We start from the raw sequence: 18,224 nt of genomic DNA, 5'->3' as shown, positions 1-18,224 counted from the left end.
TTATGTTTGGAAAATTATTTAATAACTTAAAAAATGGATTAACTAAAACAAAAAATGTTTTAACAGATAAGATTAATGAAACATTAAAACTAGCTATAACAATTGATGAAGATCTATATGAAGAATTAGAAGAAATATTAATAATGGCTGATATCGGCATGGATACTACTGTGGAGATTATTGATAGATTAAAAGATAAAATTAGAAAAGAAAAAATTAATGATGTGGAACTAGTAAGACCAGCATTGAAGGAAGTAATTCTTGAAATTATGACTGAAAATGATAATGAGAAAGAAGAGACATTTGTTAGTAAAAAAGAAGTAATGCTTGTAATAGGCGTAAATGGTGTAGGAAAGACTACCAGCATAGGAAAGCTTGCTGCAAAAAATAAAGCTGAAGGAAAGAAGGTATTATTAGCAGCTGCTGACACTTTTAGAGCAGGGGCAATAGATCAGCTAGTAGTATGGAGTGAAAGAGCAAATGTAGATATTGTAAAACATGAAGAAGGTTCTGATCCAGCAGCCGTAGTTTTTGATGCAATAAATGCTTCAAAGTCAAGAAATGTAGATTTATTAATTTGTGATACTGCAGGAAGACTTCATAATAAAAAGAATCTTATGGATGAGTTAGGTAAGATAAATAGAATAATTGATAGAGAACTTAGTGATGCTAAAAAAGAAACACTATTAGTTCTTGATGCAACTACAGGTCAAAATGCTGTAATGCAAGCAAAGCAATTTTCAGATGTGTGTCCAATAGATGGTATAATTCTTACTAAACTTGATGGTACAGCTAAAGGTGGTATAGTAATATCTATCAAGAATACACTAAAAATGCCTGTAAGATATATAGGTGTTGGAGAAGGAGTAGAAGATTTACAAGAATTTGATGCAGAAAGCTTTGTTGAAGCATTATTCTAATTAATTATGAATTGTAAATTTTAGAGGAAGCTCTTATGAGTTTCTTCAAAGTTATAATTGTCAATAAGCAAAAAAATATTGATGAATGGTGAAGTTTATTATATATTTATTTTATTAGATTAAGAAAATTTTTATCTCGTAGAGAAAGAAAATGTGCTTTAACACCTTTATTTATGCGGTTTTAACGTATTCAACAAAAAAATACAAAGTGTTAAGTGAAAATACTTGACACAGGTGATTTTCTTTGATAAAATTTCAGAGGTAGGTAAGGTGATTGCAGATGGAAGATAGAGTTGAGATTTCTTTACTGATGGATATATACAGTCCATTATTAACAGAAAAACAAAAGAATATCATGGAACTTTATTATAACGATGATTTATCTCTTGCTGAAATAGCAGAGCTAAATAATACTAGTCGTCAAGCAATACATGATCTTATAAAAAGATGTTATAAACAAATTCTATCCTATGAAGATAAATTAAATTTGCTTAAAAAATCATTAGAAAGAGAATCAGTGATTGAATCTTTGTTAAATGATATGAAAAATAAGTATTCTATAGAGGAAAATGATTTAGAAGAATACAAGGATATCTTATTTAATTTATAGACTAGGAGGGTTTAAACATGGCTTTTGAAGGTTTAGGCGAGAAGCTACAGGAAACATTTAAGAAGCTTAGAGGTAAAGGGAAGCTTGGTGAAAAAGATATAAAGGAAGCCATGAGAGAGGTAAAGCTTGCGCTATTAGAAGCTGACGTAAACTTTAAAGTAGTTAAAAAGTTTGTTAAAAATGTTAGTGAAAAATGTGTTGGTAGTGAAGTGTTAGAAAGTCTGACACCAGCTCAACAAGTTATTAAAATAGTAAATGATGAACTTACAACTCTTATGGGTGGAAGCAAAAGCGAAATTGACTTCAGTGGTGTAGGGCCAACAGTTATTATGATGGCTGGTTTACAAGGGGCTGGAAAAACTACAATGACTGGTAAGCTGGCACTTCAACTTAGAAAGAATTATAATAAAAGACCACTATTAGTTGCATGTGATATATATAGACCAGCAGCTATTAAGCAATTAGAAATTGTAGGTAAGCAAATTGACGTTCCAGTTTTTCAAATGGGTGATAAAGTAAGCCCAGTAGAAATAGCTAAAGAAGGTATTAAATATGCTAGAGAAAATAGCTTGAACGTTGTAATAATAGATACAGCAGGACGTCTTCATATTGATGAAGAATTAATGACTGAGCTTAAAGATGTGAAAGTTGCCGTAGATCCAAATGAAATTCTACTAGTAGTTGACTCAATGACAGGACAAGATGCTGTAAATGTAGCAGAAACTTTTAATGAAGCATTAGATATAAGTGGAGTTGTTTTAACAAAGCTTGATGGTGATACAAGAGGTGGAGCTGCACTTTCAATAAGAGAAATAATCCAAAAGCCAATTAAGTTTATTGGAGTTGGAGAAAAGATGAATGACTTTGAAGTCTTTCATCCAGATAGAATGGCTTCAAGAATACTTGGTATGGGAGATGTTCTTTCTTTAATAGAAAAAGCACAGGAAGCCATAGATGAAAAAGAAGCTACTGAGTTAAGTCAAAAGATGTTAGAAAATGATTTTACATATGATGATTATCTAACAGCACTTGAACAAATGAAAAAACTCGGACCATTAAATAAGATTATGGAAATGATACCTGGAATGCCTAAGGAAATGAAGGATATTGATTTTGCTGCAGGAGAAAAAGAGTTAGCTAAAGTTAAAGCAATAATTCAATCAATGACAGCAAAAGAAAGAAAAAATCCAAAACTTATTGTTGGATCTTCTACCAGAAAGAAGAGAATTGCCCAGGGTTCAGGAACATCGCTTCAAGCAGTTAATAAGCTTATAAAAGGTCATGATATGATGAGAAAACAAATGAAACAGTTTAAATCATTAACCAAAAAACCTGGTAAAAAAGGATTATTTGGAAAGTTACCTTTTTAAGAAATAAATAGTATACTTTAAGGGAGGTGAAATAATAATGGCAGTTAAAATAAGATTAAGAAGAATGGGTGCTAAGAAAGCTCCTTTCTACAGAGTTGTTGTTGCTGATTCAAGATCTCCAAGAGATGGTAGATTCATCGAAGAAATCGGATACTACAACCCAGTTGCTCAACCAGCTGAAATAAAAATCAACGAAGAAAAAGCTACAAAGTGGATAGCTAACGGAGCTCAACCTACAGATGTAGTTAAGAGATTATTCAACACAGTAGGTATCAACAAATAATTTTTTGGAGGTGAATTTATAGCTGATTTTATTAGCTATAAACCTTATGAAAGAGTTAGTACAAGTAATTGCTAAATCCTTAGTGGATAACCCTAGTGAAGTTCATGTAAATGAGGTTCAGGGTGAGCAATCAGTAGTTCTTGAATTAAGGGTTGCTCCAGAAGATATGGGCAAAGTCATAGGCAAGCAGGGAAAAGTAGCAAAAGCTATTAGAACTGTTGTCAAGGCAGCGTCACTAAATGTAGATAAAAAAATAGTCGTTGAAATATTAGATGACAAGAGCTAGGATTTCCTAGCTCTTTTTTGCTTTATTTAAATAATTATTTTTTGATTTTTATATAAAAGTTTGATATAAATAATATAGTAATAAATATACATACGAGGTGAAGAGATGAGTCAATTATTGAAGGTTGGAAAGATTGCTAACACTCATGGATTAAAGGGAGAAGTAAAGGTTATAGCATTAACTGATAATCCTAAAAGATTTAAGGATTTAGAATATGTTATTATAGATGGAAAAAATATAGCTGTTGAAGGCTGTAAGTTCCAAAAAGACAGAGTAATAGTAAAGTTAGAAGGTATTGATAGAATAGAAGAGGCTGAAAGACTAAAAAATAAATTTATGGAAATACATAGAGAAGATGCAGTAGAATTAGAAGAGGACTGCTATTTCATTGCAGACTTAAGAGAATGTACAGTTTTTGATATAGAAGGAAAAGAATTAGGACAAATTTATGATGTTATTCAAACTAAGAACAATGATGTATACTGGATAAGAAAGCCTAAGGAACTTTTAATACCAGTATTAAAATCTATAGTTACAGATATCAATATAGATGAAAGAAAAATTATCATAAGACCAGTAGGAGAATGGATGGATGAAGATTAATATATTGACTCTCTTTCCAGAAATGTTTGACATATTTAATCATAGTATAATAGGCAAGGCACAAGGTAAGGGCATTATTGATATAGAAGCTGTGAATATAAGAGATTATACTAATAATAAACATAAAAAAGTTGATGATTACCCTTATGGAGGCGGAGCTGGAATGGTTATGCAAGCTCAGCCGGTGGTTGATGCCATAAGAGCATGTAAGAAGGAAAATAAGGGAAAAGTAATTTTTCTTGGACCTAAAGGAAAAACTATGAATCAGTCTCTTGCGAAGGAGCTATCTCAAGAAGAAAATCTTATTTTCTTATGTGGGCATTATGAAGGTATTGATGAAAGAGCTTTTAAAGAAGTGGATATGCAAATTTCACTAGGAGACTTTGTACTTACAGGAGGAGAAGTGGCAGCAATTCCTGTTATTGATTCTATTGTAAGGCTTGTACCTGGTGTTTTAAATAAATCTGAAAGTCATGAAGACGAATCTTTTTCAGATGGCCTTTTAGAATATCCTCAATATACCAGACCAGAAGTTTTTGAAGGAGAAAGGATACCTGATGTATTAATTTCAGGTCATCATGAAAATATAAGGAAGTGGAGAAGACTTCAATCTCTTTTGATTACTAAGGAAAGAAGGCCTGATCTTTATGAAAAAGTTGAGCTAACAAAAGAAGATAAAAAGATTTTAAAATTAAAAAAATAATTGCTTGAAATATAATTTTAATTATGTTAGAATAAGTTTCGTGCTAGTACGGGCGTTCCGCTGTCAAGAACAAAATTTGTTAAGAACGTCAATTATCAATTAGGAGGGAATGCACTATGAACGAAATATTAAGAGCTATTGAAGCAGAACAAATGAGAAATGACTTACCAAACTTCAGAATTGGAGATACAGTTAAGTTACACGTTAAAATCAAAGAAGGTAACAGAGAAAGAATACAAATGTTCGAGGGAACTGTTATTAAGAGACAAAACGGTGGATTAAGAGAAACTTTCACAGTAAGAAGATTAGCTTACGGAGTTGGAGTTGAAAGAACTTTCCCAGTTAACTCTCCAATCATCGAAAAGATGGAAATAACAAGAAGAGGTAAAGTAAGAAGAGCTAAGTTATTCTACTTAAGAGATAGAGTAGGTAAGGCTGCTAAAGTTAAGGAATTATTAACTAGATAATTATAAGTTAATAAAGATATTAAGGGACTTAGTTATAAGTCCCTTTTGTTTTATGGTAAATTAAAATACATAAATTTGTTAACAATATAAATATATATTAAAAAAGAGGTGAAGTGTAGTGGCTACGACAACGATAAACTGGTTTCCAGGTCATATGAGAAAGACTCAAAGAGAAATTAAGGAAAATTTAAAACTTGTAGAAGCAATTATAGAAATTAGAGATGCCAGAATACCAAGAAGTTCTGCTAATCCCGATATAGAAAAGCTTTGTGGAAATAAACCAAGACTTATATTATTAAACAAGAGCGATTTAACAGAAAATTGTGTTACAAGAGAATGGATGAAAGAATTATCTAAGGAGAATGTTAAAGCCATTGAAGTTAATTGTCTAAAGGGCAAAGGATTAAATCAAATAAAGCCAGCACTTGAAGAATTACTAAAAGAAAAGCTTGAAAGATACAAGGCAAAAGGATTAGTAAACGTAGTAATAAGAGTAATGGTAGTAGGGATACCTAATGTAGGTAAGTCTACCTTCATTAACAAGATGGCAAAGAATAATATAGCTAAAACTGGTGACAGACCAGGGGTAACTAAAAGTAAACAGTGGATTAAGACTCCTTTAGGTATAGAATTGTTAGATACACCAGGAGTTCTTTGGCCAAAGTTTGAAGATGAAAGAACTGCATTGAACTTAGCTTTTACAGGAGCAATTAAAGATGAAATAATGGACACAGAAGAACTTTCATATAAATTAGTTGAAAGACTTCAAAAGTATTATGCAGATGAATTAATAGCAAGATATAAGATTGAAAGAGTCTTTGAAGATCCACTAGATACTTTAGATTCAATAGCAAGAAAAAGAGGTTGTCTAATGTCTGGTGGACATATAGACTACAATAGAATTGCTGTTATTTTATTAGATGAATTTAGAGGTGGAAAGATAGGTAATATATCTTTAGAAAGAGTAGATGATGTATTAGACGAAGAAAATGAAGGAGAAGTTTAATATGAATCTATTAGCTGATGATATATCTAAATTAAGTTTTAAAGTAATAAAAGAGGAAATAAGCAAGATAGACTTTAAAGAGTTGTATAATAGCAGTGACTATGAAAAAATTGTATCAATACTTACGGCTGATACAAGAAAAAATGTATCTTCTTTAGGTGCTAAAATAATTAAAGATAAAGAAAAGTTTGACAGTGAAAAGAAACGTATAAGAGCTATGTATGATTTTGACAAATCTTTTGGAAATTATAATGTTATAGCTGGAGTAGATGAAGTAGGAAGAGGACCTCTTGCTGGGCCTATAGTTTCTTGCGCAGTAATCTTGGATTTAAATGTTCTTGATGATGCTCTTATTCTTGAATTAAATGATTCAAAGAAATTAAGCGAAAAGAAACGTGAAGAACTAAGTATAGTAATAAAAGAAAAAGCCCTTGCTTATAAGGTTGCTTATAGGACATCAAAAGAAATTGATGATAAAGGCATAGGTGTATGCAATAATGAAATTTTCTTAGAAGCATGTAATTCTTTAAAGATAAAACCAGAGTTGGTATTATCAGATGGATATGCTGTGAAGGGTCTAGAAATAGATAATAAAGCTGTTATCAAAGGTGATACTAAGTCTGCATCTATAGCAGCGGCTTCAATTGTGGCAAAGGTGTACAGAGATAATTTAATGAAGGAATACGCTGAGAAATATCCATGCTATGGTTTTGAATGTAATGTAGGCTATGGTAGTAGCAAGCATATTGAAGCAATAAAAGAATATGGACCATGTGAAATACATAGAAGGTCTTTCTTAAAAAATATACTAGGATGTTAATAAGTTCTAAAAGCATCTATTAAATGATTTATTTTATATGTATCATTTAAATGATTAAAAATAATTTCTATAACATCATATCTTATATTGTAATCATATAAATTATTTACATATATATAATATGAAGAAATTGAAACTATCTTTCCTTTTTTGTGGCAGGTAACTGATTCTAATGGAGTACCAAAAGAATTAGTATACCTGCTTTTTACTTCGAAAAATATTATTAAGTCATCTTTTACACCAATAATATCTACTTCACCATATCTAGTTTGAAAATTTCTATCTAATATTTTATACCCATTATTAATGAGATAATCTGCTGCAATAGTCTCGCCATATTTTCCAATAGTTTTATTATAATGCATAAAGACATCACCTCTGTATTTATAATCATTAACATATTACTTTTGATTATACAAAAAATCATAGGTTTAATAATAAAAACTTTGTCAATAATCAAGATGGGTGATGAATATGTCAATAAATATATATAGTGCTACTAATCATGGCTTAGATGGAGTGCTGATAAATGTTGAAGTGGATATAATGCGAGGTATACCATCATTTCATATGGTAGGGCTTCCTGAAACATCTGTAAAAGAAGCAAGGGAAAGGGTTCGGGCAGCAATTGTTAATTCTGGATATACTTTTCCTTTAGGACGGATAATAATAAATCTAGCACCGGCGGATGTTAGAAAGAGAGGTACATTTTTAGACCTGCCTATAGCCATAGGAATATTAATGGCTTCTGGACAGATAAAATATAAAGAATTAGATGATTTTATAATATTTGGTGAGCTTTCTTTAAGTGGTGATTTAAAAGGAATAAAAGGTGCACTACCTATAATATTAGAAGGTGTTAATAAAGAAAAGAGAAATTTTATTTTCCCCTTAGAAAACTTAAGAGAAATTGCTGAAAATGGAGAGGGAAATTTTTATCCATTTAATAATTTAAAGCAAGTAATAACTTACATAACTAATGATGATTTATTACCTTATAAAGAAAATATACATAAAGAAAAGGTAGGTAAATGCAAAATAAATTATAGCGAAATTATAGGTCAGGTAGAAGCTAAGAGAGCAATGGAAATAGCTGCAGCTGGTAGACACAATATCTATATGTTTGGTTCACCAGGTGTAGGTAAGACCATGCTAGCAAATGCAATTACTTCAATCCTACCACCTTTAACTAAGAATGAAGAGATGGAAGTTGCTAAAATATATAGTATAGCAGGGTTTAGTAGGGAAATGGAAACATTAGATATTCCTTTTAGAGCACCTCATCATACCATAACAAAATCTGCACTGATTGGTGGAGGAAGAGAATTAACCTTAGGAGAAATAACTTTAGCCCATAACGGAGTACTATTTTTAGATGAAATTTTAGAATATAAAAGAGAAATTTTAGAACTGTTGAGAAAGCCTATGGAAGAAGGTTATATCAGCATAACTCGTCAACATGAAAGGTTTATCTTGCCAAGTAAGTTTCTTTTAATATCTGCTAGTAATCCATGTCCTTGTGGAAACTGGATGAGCACTGAAGGAAAAAAATGCAAATGTACAGAAATGGAAATTCATAAATATATAAATAAGCTATCTAGTGCAATAATAGATAGAATGGATTTATTATGCTTTATTCCAAGAGTGCGACCAGAGGAACTTTTAAATGGCAACGAAAAATATACCTCAGAAAAAATGAAAGAAAGGATTCTTTCAGCAATAGAGAGAGCAAGTTATCGCTTGAAGGATACAGACTATAGATATAATTCAGAAATAGTTGGAAAAGATATCTATAGATTATGTAGTATTACAAGCAAAGCAAGAAGAATTTTAGAAAAGTGTTATATCAGTTATGGCATTTCTTTAAGAGCTTATGGAAAGATTATTAAGGTAGCAAGAACCATGGCAGATTTGCAAGAAGAAGAAAAGATAACTGAAGATAATATAATTGAATCCCTTGGGTATAGAAAAAATATTTTTGGAGAAATCGTATAGAGGTAGATATGAATAAATATGAAATACGCTTTGCATTAGCAAATATAAGCAATAAAATTAAGCTTAAATTATTACAAATGTATAATAATGAAGAAAATATTTATAATAATATTAATGAAATTCTTAAATCAGATATGATGAGCCTTAAAGATAAGGTAAAATTTAAAGAGCACTCATATGAAGATGAAATGAATTTTCTAAAAGCTTTAAATGACAATTCTATTGAAATTGTAAAAATAACAGAAAAACACTATCCAGAAAAACTAAGAAATATAGATAATCCACCTTATATATTGTTTTATAAAGGTAATCTTTCTTTAGCTTACGATAATATGATTGCTGTTGTAGGTTCAAGAAAGAGTAGTATATATGGATTAGATGTTACAAAATATCTGGCAAGAGAAATTTATCGGGTAGGTTATGGAGTAGTAAGTGGGGTAGCTTATGGCATAGATACGGCAGCTCATAAAGAAGTGCTTATAAGTGGTGGGAAAACCATTGGAGTCCTAGGTTGTGGATTAGATATAATATATCCTAAAAGTAATAAAAAGCTTTATGAGGAAATATATAATAATGGATTGTTAATTTCAGAATTTCCTATGGGAGTGCAGCCGATGCCTTATAATTTTCCACGTAGAAATAGGATAATTAGCGGCCTGAGTAGTGGGGTTATCGTTGTTGAAGCATCAGTGAAAAGCGGTTCTTTAATTACAGCAAATTTAGCTTTAGAACAAGGAAAAGATGTGATGGCTATTCCAGGATCAATTTTTAGTAACACAAGTAGGGGGTGTCATCAATTGTTGAGAGATGGCGCGAGAATTTTTACTGGTTTAGAGGATTTACATTCCTTTCTTAATGTAACTAAAAAAGAAAGTGAAAAAACAATAAAAAACCACAGTAGAAATTTAATAATGACAGTTATAAAAAATGAACCAATACATTTTGATAAAATATTTGAAAGTGTAAATATTGACAGGATAGCTTTATATGAGTTATTATTTGAAATGCAAAATAAAAATGAAATTATTTGCCTTCCAGGCAATTATTATGCAAAGTTAAGTTAGGATTTAAGGGGGTGCAAACTCCTAGTAATTTTTTTAGGAGTATTAAATATGGGACAAAATCTTGTTATAGTAGAATCACCTGCAAAGGCAAAGACTATCAGTAAATATTTAGGCAAGAATTACATAGTCGAAGCTTCTATGGGACATGTAAGAGATTTACCTAAGAGTAAATTAGGTGTTGATATAGAAGACAATTTTACGCCAAAGTATATAACAATTAGGGGAAAAGGTGAATTAATAGATAAATTAAGAAAAGCTGCTAAAAAAGCAGATAAGATATATCTGGCAACGGACCCTGATCGTGAAGGGGAAGCAATTTCCTGGCATTTAGCATATATATTAAAAATATCAGAAGAGGAAAATTGTAGAATAGTATTTAATGAAATTACCAAGTCCGCTGTTAAAGCTTCTATTAAAGAGGCTAGAAAGATAAATGTAAATCTTGTTGATGCACAGCAGGCAAGAAGAATTTTAGATAGATTGGTAGGTTATGAAATAAGCCCAATTTTATGGAAAAATGTAAAGTGGGGATTAAGTGCAGGTAGAGTGCAATCAGCTGCTTTAAAGCTTATATGTGATAGAGAAGAAGAAATAAAAGCGTTTATTCCTAAGGAATACTGGACTGTTGATTGTTCATTAAAGAAGGAAAGAAAGAAATTCCCTATTAGACTTACACAGCATGAAGGAAAGAAAATTGAGATAAAAAATGAAGAAGAAGCTAAAAAGATTATTAATGACTTAGAACAAGGAAACTTTGTAGTTAAGACAGTTAAGAAAGGGAAGAGGATGAAGAATCCATTACCTCCATTTACAACTAGTACACTACAACAAGATGCTTCTAAAAAATTAAATTTTATAACTAAGAGAACCATGTCTATAGCACAAGCATTATATGAAGGTGTAGAAGTTAAGGGATATGGAACTGTAGGGCTTATAACTTACATGAGAACAGACTCTGTAAGAATATCTGAGGAAGCTCAAGGAAAGGCCGTAAATTTCATAAAGGATAATTATGGTGATGAATATGTGCCAGAGCAGCTTAGAGTATATAAAAGCAAAAAGAATATACAAGATGCCCACGAAGCTATTAGACCATCATATATAGAAATAACTCCTGAAATAGCTAAAGTTAGCTTGACACCAGAGCAATATAAATTGTATTCATTAATATGGAAGAGATTTGTAGCAAGCCAAATGTCTTCATGTGAATTAAGTACAAATAGCATAGACATAATTAATGGAAGCTATAAATTTAAGGCTTCAGGTAATACAATAAAATTTGATGGATTTATGAAGATATATGATTACTTAACAGAAGCTGATGAAGAAGATGTTGTTTTACCAGAATTACAGGAGGGTGAGGAATTAAAACCTGCTAGCATAGAAGGGAAACAACACTTTACACAACCACCAGCAAGATATACTGAAGCATCATTTGTAAAGCTACTTGAAGAAAAGGGAATAGGAAGACCAAGTACTTATGTTCCAACAATTTCTACATTATTAAGTAGAGAATATATAGTAAGAGAAAAGAAAAATCTTATGGCAACGGAGCTTGGATTTATAGTAAATAATATTCTTTCTGAATACTTTAAGCAAATAGTTGATGTTGATTTTACAGCTGCTATGGAAGGTAAATTAGATAATATTGAAGAAGGTAGCGAATATTGGACTAATGTTGTTGAAGAGTTCTTTGCTCCTTTAAAAGTTGCCATAGATAAAGCTGAAAAGGAAGTATCTAAAGTAGTAATTGAAGATAAAGTAAGTGATGTGCCTTGTGATAAATGTGGTAAGATGATGGTAATCAAACATGGAAGATATGGTGATTTCCTAGCTTGTCCAGGATATCCTGAGTGTAAAAATGCAAAACCAATAGTGGAAGAATTAGATGTAGATTGCCCTAAATGTGGAGGAAAAGTTCTTGTAAAGAGAAGTAAGAAAGGTAAAAAGTTCTTTGGATGTTCTAATTATCCTGAGTGTGATTTTGTAAGTTGGAATGAACCAGTTAAAGATAAATGTGAAGAATGCGGTAGTTACATGGTATTGAAATATAGCAAAACAAAAGGTAAATATGAACAATGTTCTAATTCAGATTGTGGTAATATAAAGATAGTAGAAGAAAAAGAAAATTAGTAAAAAGTCGATGACAGAAAATCATATCCAAAATGTCGAATATGTATTAAAAATGTTGAAATAGATTTTTGAATGTGATAGTATCAAAGAAGTAAGATAGTGGTGGATGAGGAGGATGATTAAATGTCATCGTTATTAAGTAAAACTAGAAGATTGAATCAGATTCTTCAAAAAAAAGGAACGGATCCAGTCTCATTTGATGATATATGTGCACTTTTAAGTGATGTATTATCATGTAATGTTTATATACTTGAAAAATATGGTAGAGTTTTAGGGCATACGTTTTGTAAAGATTTTGAATGTGATATAATGAAAACATATGTTTTATCAGATAATAGATTACCAGTTGAGTATAATGACAAAATTTTAGATATTACTGAAACAGTAGCAAATTCAAAGTCAAAAGGCACTTGTGTTTTTAAAGATGCTGGTGAATGTCCTATGGAAGAAAAGATATCAACAATAGTCCCTATACTAGGAAATAGAGAAAGATTAGGAGCTCTACTTTTAGCTAGATTTGGTGAAGAGTTTAATGATGATGATTTAGTAATCGCTGAATATAGTGCAACAGTAGTTGGTATGGAAATATTAAGAGGACAACAAAATGAAATTGAAGAAGAAGCTAGAAGTAAGGCAGTGGTTCAATTAGCAATAGGTACATTATCATATTCAGAGCTAGAAGCAGTAGAACATATCTTTAATGAATTAGGAGGCACAGAAGGATTATTAGTTGCGTCTAAAATTGCAGATAAAGTTGGAATAACTAGAAGTGTTATTGTAAATGCATTAAGAAAGTTTGAAAGTGCTGGAGTAATTGAATCAAGATCTTTAGGAATGAAGGGAACTCATATAAAGATATTAAATCCTAAATTATTAGATGAGTTAAAGAAAATAAGATAATGTTAAAATGCAGTTGACTTTAGTAGCAACTGTATTTTTGTTAAAAGAAAAAATGTAAAATGTTATATTAAGTAGAAAAACAGTATAAAATATAATGAAAACTTTTATTTAAAAAGATGTTGCCACAAATATGTAGCTGTGATATACTATCAGAGGTAACAAAATACACACACTATTGTAGTTAAAAAGTCGGTGCTTGTTCTAACAAGTAGCTTTTTAGCAATGCGAGTAGTGGAGGTAAAAACCAGGAGGTAGAAAAATGTCAGTAATATCAATGAAACAATTATTAGAAGCTGGTGTACACTTTGGTCACCAAACAAGAAGATGGAACCCTAAAATGGCTCCTTATATATTTACAGAAAGAAACGGAATATATATAATAGATCTTCAAAAAACAGTTAAAAAAGTAGAAGAAGCTTACAACTTCATAAGAGAAGTATCTTTAGAAGGAAAAGACATTCTTTTCGTTGGAACTAAGAAACAAGCTCAAGAAGCTATTCAAGAAGAAGCTATAAGATCAAACATGCACTTTGTAAACAATAGATGGTTAGGTGGAATGTTAACAAACTTCAAAACTATCAAAACTAGAATTGCTAGATTAGAAGCTTTAGAAACTATGGAACAAGATGGAACTTTCGATGTATTACCTAAGAAAGAAGTTATAAAATTAAAAGGTGAAATGGAAAAATTACAAAAAAACCTTGGTGGTATAACTAACTTAGACGTTAACAACATTGGAGCAATGTTCGTTGTTGACCCAAGAAAAGAAAAGAATGCTATTTCAGAAGCTAAAATATTAGGAATCCCAGTTGTAGCTATAGTTGATACAAACTGTGATCCAGAAGAAGTTGATTACGTAATACCAGGAAATGATGATGCAATTAGAGCTGTTAAATTAATAACTGCTAAACTTGCTGATGGTATAATAGAAGGAAGACAAGGCGAACAATTAGCTGAGTAATTTTTTGAAAAAAGGTAGGTGAAGTTAACTTCATTTACCTTTTACCCTAAGAAAAATGGTTTACATTTAATGTTTTAAGGAGGAATTGATTATGATAACTGCAAAATCAGTTAAAGAATTAAGAGAAATGACTGGAGCAGGGATGATGGACTGCAAAAAAGCTTTAGTACAAACAGAAGGAGATATAGAAAAAGCTGTTGAGTACTTAAGAGAAAAAGGATTAGCTGCTGCTGCTAAAAAAGCTGGTAGAGTTGCTGCTGAAGGTATAGTTAAAACTTTCGTTTCAGCTGATAAGAAAACTGCTGGTATGGTAGAAGTTAACTGTGAAACTGACTTCGTTGCTGCTAACGAAGAGTTTGTTTCTTTCGCTGACAAAGTTGCAGAAATGGTAGCTAACACTTCAGCTGCAAACGTTGAAGAATTATTAGCTGAAAAATTCGATGGAGAAGCTACAGTTCAAGAAACTTTAACTGCTTTAATAGCTAAGTTAGGTGAAAACATGACTGTAAGAAGATTTGCTAAATTCAACATCGAAAAAGGAGCTGTTGCTAGCTACATCCACGGTGGTGGAAGAATCGGTGTTATGGTAGAAGTTGCTTGTGACACTGAAAGCGAAATATTAGAAGAAGTTGCAAGAGAAGTTTGTATGCAAGTTGCTGCTGCAAACCCATTATTCTTAAGCAAAGAAGAAGTAGATAGCGAATCATTAGAAAAAGAAAAAGAAATCTACAGAGTTCAAGCATTAAATGAAGGAAAACCAGAAAATATCGTTGAAAAAATGGTAAATGGAAGAATTCAAAAATACTACAAAGAAGTTTGTCTTTTAGATCAAGCATGGGTTAAAGATGGAGATAAGAGCATAACTAAATATCTTCAAGAAAAATCTAAAGAAGTTGGTTCTCCAATAACAGTAACTAGATACGCTAGATTCGAAAGAGGAGAAGGAATCGAAAAGGTTGAAGAAGACTTTGCTGCTGAAGTAGCTAAGACTATGGGATTACAATAATGCCAAGAGAGAACACTTTAGTGTTCTCTCTTTTTTAAAGATATAAATTGAGGAATGCAGGAGGAATTAGAATGGAAAAGTGTACCTATAAAAGAGTTATGTTAAAGATTTCAGGTGAAGCATTATCAGGTACAAATGGATTTGGATTTGATTTTGATACTATTAGTAGAATAGCTAAAGAAGTTAAAGAGATAGTTGATATGGACATAGAAGTTGGTCTTGTTGTAGGAGGGGGAAATATCTGGCGTGGTAGAAGCAGTGAAGGAATGGACAGAACTACAGCTGACCATATGGGAATGTTAGCTACTTGTATTAATGCTTTAGCACTTCAAGATGCTCTAGAAGGTATAGGAGTTAAAACAAGAGTTCAGACTGCAATAGAAATGAAGGAAATTGCTGAACCATTTATAAGAAGAAGGGCAGTAAGACATTTAGAAAAAGGTAGAGTTGTAATTTTTGGAGCTGGTTCAGGAAATCCATATTTCTCAACTGATACTGCAGCGGCATTAAGAGCAGCAGAAATTGAAGCTGATGTAATTTTATTAGCTAAAAATGTTGATGGTGTATATGACAAAGATCCAAATAAGTTTTCAGATGCAAAAAAATATGATACACTAACATATATGGAAGTGATTGAACAAGGATTACAAGTTATGGATACAACAGCTACAACTTTATGCATGGATAATAATATTCCAATATTAGTATTCGGTATTGAAGCTGATGGAAATATTAAAAGAGCCATGTTAGGTGAAAATATTGGTACAATAGTATCTAAAAAATAGGAGGTTAATATGATTAAAGATGTTATTAAAGTAGCAGAAGAAAAGATGCAAAAAACTATTTCAGTTTTACATTCAGATTTATCAACTATGAAAGCTGGTAGAGCAAACCCAACAATGCTTGATAGAATTCAAGTAGATTATTATGGAAGCCAATGTCCATTAAATCAAGTTGCTAATGTATCAGCACCAGAACCAAGAATGTTAGTAATAACACCATGGGAAAAATCTTTATTAAAAGAAATAGAAAAAGCAATATTAAAATCAGATTTAGGAATAAACCCTTCAAATGATGGTGCTATTATCAGATTATTAGTTCCAGAACTAACAGAAGAAACAAGAAAAAATATTGTGAAAAATGTAAAAAAAGCTGGAGAAGATGCTAAAGTTGCATTAAGATCTATTAGAAGAGATGCTAACGAAAAAATAAAGGCTTTAAAGAAAGATGGGCATATTTCTGAAGATGAAGTAAAGAAAGCTGAAGAAAATGTTCAAAAAGTTACAGATAAATTTGTAAAAGAAATAGATACAGTAATAGCAGCTAAAGAAAAGGAAGTTATGTCAGTATAAAAAAACCTGCTTTGCAGGTTTTTTTCCTATATAACATAAAATTGGAGGAAATTATGATTAATTTATTTAAGCCTAAGAAAAATGGAAATGATTTAGAGTTAAAGATAGATAAAGATAATCTTCCAGAACATATTGCAATAATAATGGATGGCAATGGGAGATGGGCAAAGAAAAGAAATCTTCCAAGAACAATGGGACACAAGGCTGGAGTAGAAACAATTAGAAAAGTTATTAAAGAAGCCGATAGAATTGGAATTAAATATATAACTTTATATGCTTTTTCTACTGAGAATTGGAGACGTCCAGAGGAAGAAGTAACAGCTCTAATGAAGCTATTGGTACAATACTTAAAATCAGAAGTTAAAGAACTTCATAAAAATGATGTAGTTTTAAGAGTTTTAGGTGAAATAGATAAGTTACCAAAGGAATGTGAAAGAGAAATAAAAGAGGCTATTGAGCTTACAAAAAATAATAAAGGCTTGATTCTAAATATTGCTTTTAATTATGGTGGTAGAGATGAGATAGTAAGAGCAATAAGATTAATTGCTGAAGAATATAAGGATAATAACATTAATATTGAAGATATTAATAATGAGTTAGTAAATAATTATCTATATACAAAAGATTCACCAGATCCTGATTTAATTATAAGACCTTCAGGAGAGCAGAGATTGAGCAATTTCTTATTATGGCAATGTGCTTATTCAGAATTTTGGTATTCTAATGTCTGCTGGCCAGATTTTACAGAGTTAGATTTACAAAAAGCTATATACGACTACCAAAATAGAGATAGAAGATTTGGAGGAGTATAAATAAGAGGTGAAAAGATGAATATAAACAGTAGGTATATAGGAGCCTTAGTCATAGCTCCATTATTAATATTTATATTATTAGGAGGATTACCACTAAAAATATTCACAATTGCATTATCTATTTGTGGGCTATATGAGTTTTATAATGCTTTAAGAGCTAAAAAGATTAATGTAATATCAGTAATAGGATATGGATTATTGGTAGTGTATTATCTTATTGATAATAACTTTGAAATAATGATGCATGTACTAGTACTGGCAACAGTATTGGCTTTAATTATTCCAATAGTTACTTTAAAATACTCTTTTATTGATGTAGCAATATCAATTTTAGGATTTATTTATGTGGCAATACTATTTAGTTTTATACCATTAGTTAGTGAAAAGACGAATGGTAATTTTTTAGTTTGGCTTATATTCTTAGGATCATGGCTAGGAGATACAATGGCTTATTATTCAGGAAGAACATTTGGTAAGAGAAAGATTGCTCCAAAAGTTAGTCCTAAAAAGACTGTTGAAGGATTAATAGGTGGAGTATTAGGTGCAACATTAGGTTGTGGAATATATGGAATAGTCATAAGTAAATATGGAGTAGGAATAAATGTTATGCATTTCTTCTTGATTGGCGCTATTTGTGGAATGATGGGATTATTTGGTGACTTAGTTGCATCATCAATTAAAAGATATGTAGGAATAAAGGATTATAGTAATTTAATACCTGGACATGGTGGTATTTTAGATAGATTTGATTCTATTTTATTTAACGCTGTAGTAGTATTTTACTATTTAACATTTATTGTGGGAATATAAGAAAGGGGACGTCTCATAAATGATTTTTAAATCATTTATGTAGACGACCTCTTTTTTGTTTTTTAGAAAAATTATTCAGTTTATATTATGTAATTAGTGGTAATAAATTTAATTTTAAACACA

21 protein-coding genes are annotated in these 18,224 nt (G+C 30.9%); 20 read left to right on the top strand and 1 reads right to left on the bottom strand.

What is annotated here, in order from left to right; all coding sequences use genetic code 11:
- Positions 1–2: 2 nt before the first annotated feature.
- The 10 genes from ftsY (at position 3) to rnhB (ending at position 7,068) form a co-directional block, all read left to right on the top strand.
- Positions 3–920 carry a signal recognition particle-docking protein FtsY gene (ftsY, locus tag H8R92_RS05510; RefSeq protein WP_022212318.1) on the top strand — a complete coding sequence of 306 codons (918 nt, stop codon included), beginning with the start codon at positions 3–5 and terminating at the stop codon, positions 918–920.
- 280 nt (positions 921–1,200) lie between these two features.
- Entirely contained in the window at positions 1,201–1,530 is a 330-nt protein-coding gene (locus H8R92_RS05505; protein WP_022212319.1) for a putative DNA-binding protein, read from the top strand.
- Positions 1,531–1,547: 17 nt separating this feature from the next.
- Positions 1,548–2,900 (top strand): signal recognition particle protein, encoded by a 1,353-nt coding sequence (gene ffh, locus H8R92_RS05500; RefSeq protein WP_022212320.1) that lies wholly within the window; start codon positions 1,548–1,550, stop codon positions 2,898–2,900.
- 37 nt (positions 2,901–2,937) lie between these two features.
- A complete protein-coding gene (gene rpsP, locus H8R92_RS05495; RefSeq protein WP_022168056.1) occupies positions 2,938–3,183 on the top strand; it encodes a 30S ribosomal protein S16 in 246 nt (81 codons plus the stop codon).
- Positions 3,184–3,229: 46 nt separating this feature from the next.
- Positions 3,230–3,469 carry a KH domain-containing protein gene (locus H8R92_RS05490; RefSeq protein ID WP_186834925.1) on the top strand — a complete coding sequence of 80 codons (240 nt, stop codon included), beginning with the start codon at positions 3,230–3,232 and terminating at the stop codon, positions 3,467–3,469.
- Between the two features lie 105 nt (positions 3,470–3,574).
- The gene (gene rimM, locus H8R92_RS05485) at positions 3,575–4,072 is read left to right on the top strand and encodes a ribosome maturation factor RimM (protein ID WP_022212322.1); all 498 of its coding nucleotides are present in this window, start codon (positions 3,575–3,577) and stop codon (positions 4,070–4,072) included.
- Entirely contained in the window at positions 4,062–4,775 is a 714-nt protein-coding gene (trmD, locus tag H8R92_RS05480) for a tRNA (guanosine(37)-N1)-methyltransferase TrmD (protein WP_022212323.1), read from the top strand. The genes rimM and trmD overlap by 11 nt, the downstream gene beginning before the upstream one ends.
- 116 nt (positions 4,776–4,891) lie before the next feature.
- On the top strand, positions 4,892–5,242 hold the full coding sequence (gene rplS, locus H8R92_RS05475) for a 50S ribosomal protein L19 (RefSeq protein ID WP_022212324.1): 351 nt from the start codon (positions 4,892–4,894) through the stop codon (positions 5,240–5,242).
- Between the two features lie 118 nt (positions 5,243–5,360).
- The gene (gene ylqF, locus H8R92_RS05470) at positions 5,361–6,248 is read left to right on the top strand and encodes a ribosome biogenesis GTPase YlqF (RefSeq protein ID WP_022212325.1); all 888 of its coding nucleotides are present in this window, start codon (positions 5,361–5,363) and stop codon (positions 6,246–6,248) included.
- Between the two features lies 1 nt (position 6,249).
- On the top strand, positions 6,250–7,068 hold the full coding sequence (gene rnhB / locus H8R92_RS05465; protein ID WP_022212326.1) for a ribonuclease HII: 819 nt from the start codon (positions 6,250–6,252) through the stop codon (positions 7,066–7,068).
- Here the strand turns inward: rnhB and H8R92_RS05460 are convergent.
- A complete protein-coding gene (locus H8R92_RS05460) occupies positions 7,065–7,433 on the bottom strand; it encodes a YraN family protein (protein ID WP_022212327.1) in 369 nt (122 codons plus the stop codon). The two genes, rnhB and H8R92_RS05460, sit on opposite strands and share 4 nt — an antisense overlap.
- A gap of 109 nt (positions 7,434–7,542) precedes the next feature.
- Here H8R92_RS05460 and H8R92_RS05455 point away from each other — a divergent pair, with 109 nt between their 5' ends.
- The 10 genes from H8R92_RS05455 to H8R92_RS05410 all read left to right on the top strand — a co-directional run bounded on the left by H8R92_RS05455 (position 7,543) and on the right by H8R92_RS05410 (position 18,101).
- Positions 7,543–9,063, top strand: a complete 1,521-nt coding sequence (locus H8R92_RS05455; protein ID WP_186834924.1) for a YifB family Mg chelatase-like AAA ATPase — start codon at positions 7,543–7,545, stop codon at positions 9,061–9,063.
- 8 nt (positions 9,064–9,071) lie between these two features.
- Positions 9,072–10,127, top strand: coding sequence for a DNA-processing protein DprA (gene dprA, locus H8R92_RS05450; protein ID WP_186834923.1), 1,056 nt, complete (start codon positions 9,072–9,074; stop codon positions 10,125–10,127).
- Positions 10,128–10,175: 48 nt separating this feature from the next.
- Positions 10,176–12,260, top strand: a complete 2,085-nt coding sequence (gene topA, locus H8R92_RS05445) for a type I DNA topoisomerase (protein ID WP_186834922.1) — start codon at positions 10,176–10,178, stop codon at positions 12,258–12,260.
- Positions 12,261–12,383: 123 nt separating this feature from the next.
- The gene (gene codY / locus H8R92_RS05440; RefSeq protein WP_186834921.1) at positions 12,384–13,160 is read left to right on the top strand and encodes a GTP-sensing pleiotropic transcriptional regulator CodY; all 777 of its coding nucleotides are present in this window, start codon (positions 12,384–12,386) and stop codon (positions 13,158–13,160) included.
- A 259-nt stretch (positions 13,161–13,419) separates the two neighbouring features.
- Positions 13,420–14,121 carry a 30S ribosomal protein S2 gene (gene rpsB, locus H8R92_RS05435; protein WP_022212332.1) on the top strand — a complete coding sequence of 234 codons (702 nt, stop codon included), beginning with the start codon at positions 13,420–13,422 and terminating at the stop codon, positions 14,119–14,121.
- Between the two features lie 91 nt (positions 14,122–14,212).
- Positions 14,213–15,127 (top strand): translation elongation factor Ts, encoded by a 915-nt coding sequence (tsf, locus tag H8R92_RS05430; RefSeq protein ID WP_186834920.1) that lies wholly within the window; start codon positions 14,213–14,215, stop codon positions 15,125–15,127.
- A 71-nt stretch (positions 15,128–15,198) separates the two neighbouring features.
- Positions 15,199–15,912 (top strand): UMP kinase, encoded by a 714-nt coding sequence (pyrH, locus tag H8R92_RS05425; protein ID WP_022212334.1) that lies wholly within the window; start codon positions 15,199–15,201, stop codon positions 15,910–15,912.
- A 9-nt stretch (positions 15,913–15,921) separates the two neighbouring features.
- Positions 15,922–16,479 (top strand): ribosome recycling factor, encoded by a 558-nt coding sequence (gene frr / locus H8R92_RS05420; protein ID WP_022212335.1) that lies wholly within the window; start codon positions 15,922–15,924, stop codon positions 16,477–16,479.
- A 53-nt stretch (positions 16,480–16,532) separates the two neighbouring features.
- Positions 16,533–17,291 (top strand): undecaprenyl pyrophosphate synthase, encoded by a 759-nt coding sequence (gene uppS / locus H8R92_RS05415; protein WP_022212336.1) that lies wholly within the window; start codon positions 16,533–16,535, stop codon positions 17,289–17,291.
- Positions 17,292–17,306: 15 nt separating this feature from the next.
- Positions 17,307–18,101 carry a phosphatidate cytidylyltransferase gene (locus tag H8R92_RS05410; protein WP_022212337.1) on the top strand — a complete coding sequence of 265 codons (795 nt, stop codon included), beginning with the start codon at positions 17,307–17,309 and terminating at the stop codon, positions 18,099–18,101.
- Positions 18,102–18,224: the final 123 nt, after the last annotated feature.

It is taken from the genome of Clostridium lentum, assembly GCF_014287815.1.
GTDB classification, from domain to species: Bacteria; Bacillota; Clostridia; order Clostridiales; family Clostridiaceae; genus Clostridium; species Clostridium lentum.
Note: the sequence above shows the minus strand (reverse complement) of the source record. Positions and strands in the feature narration are given on the sequence as shown.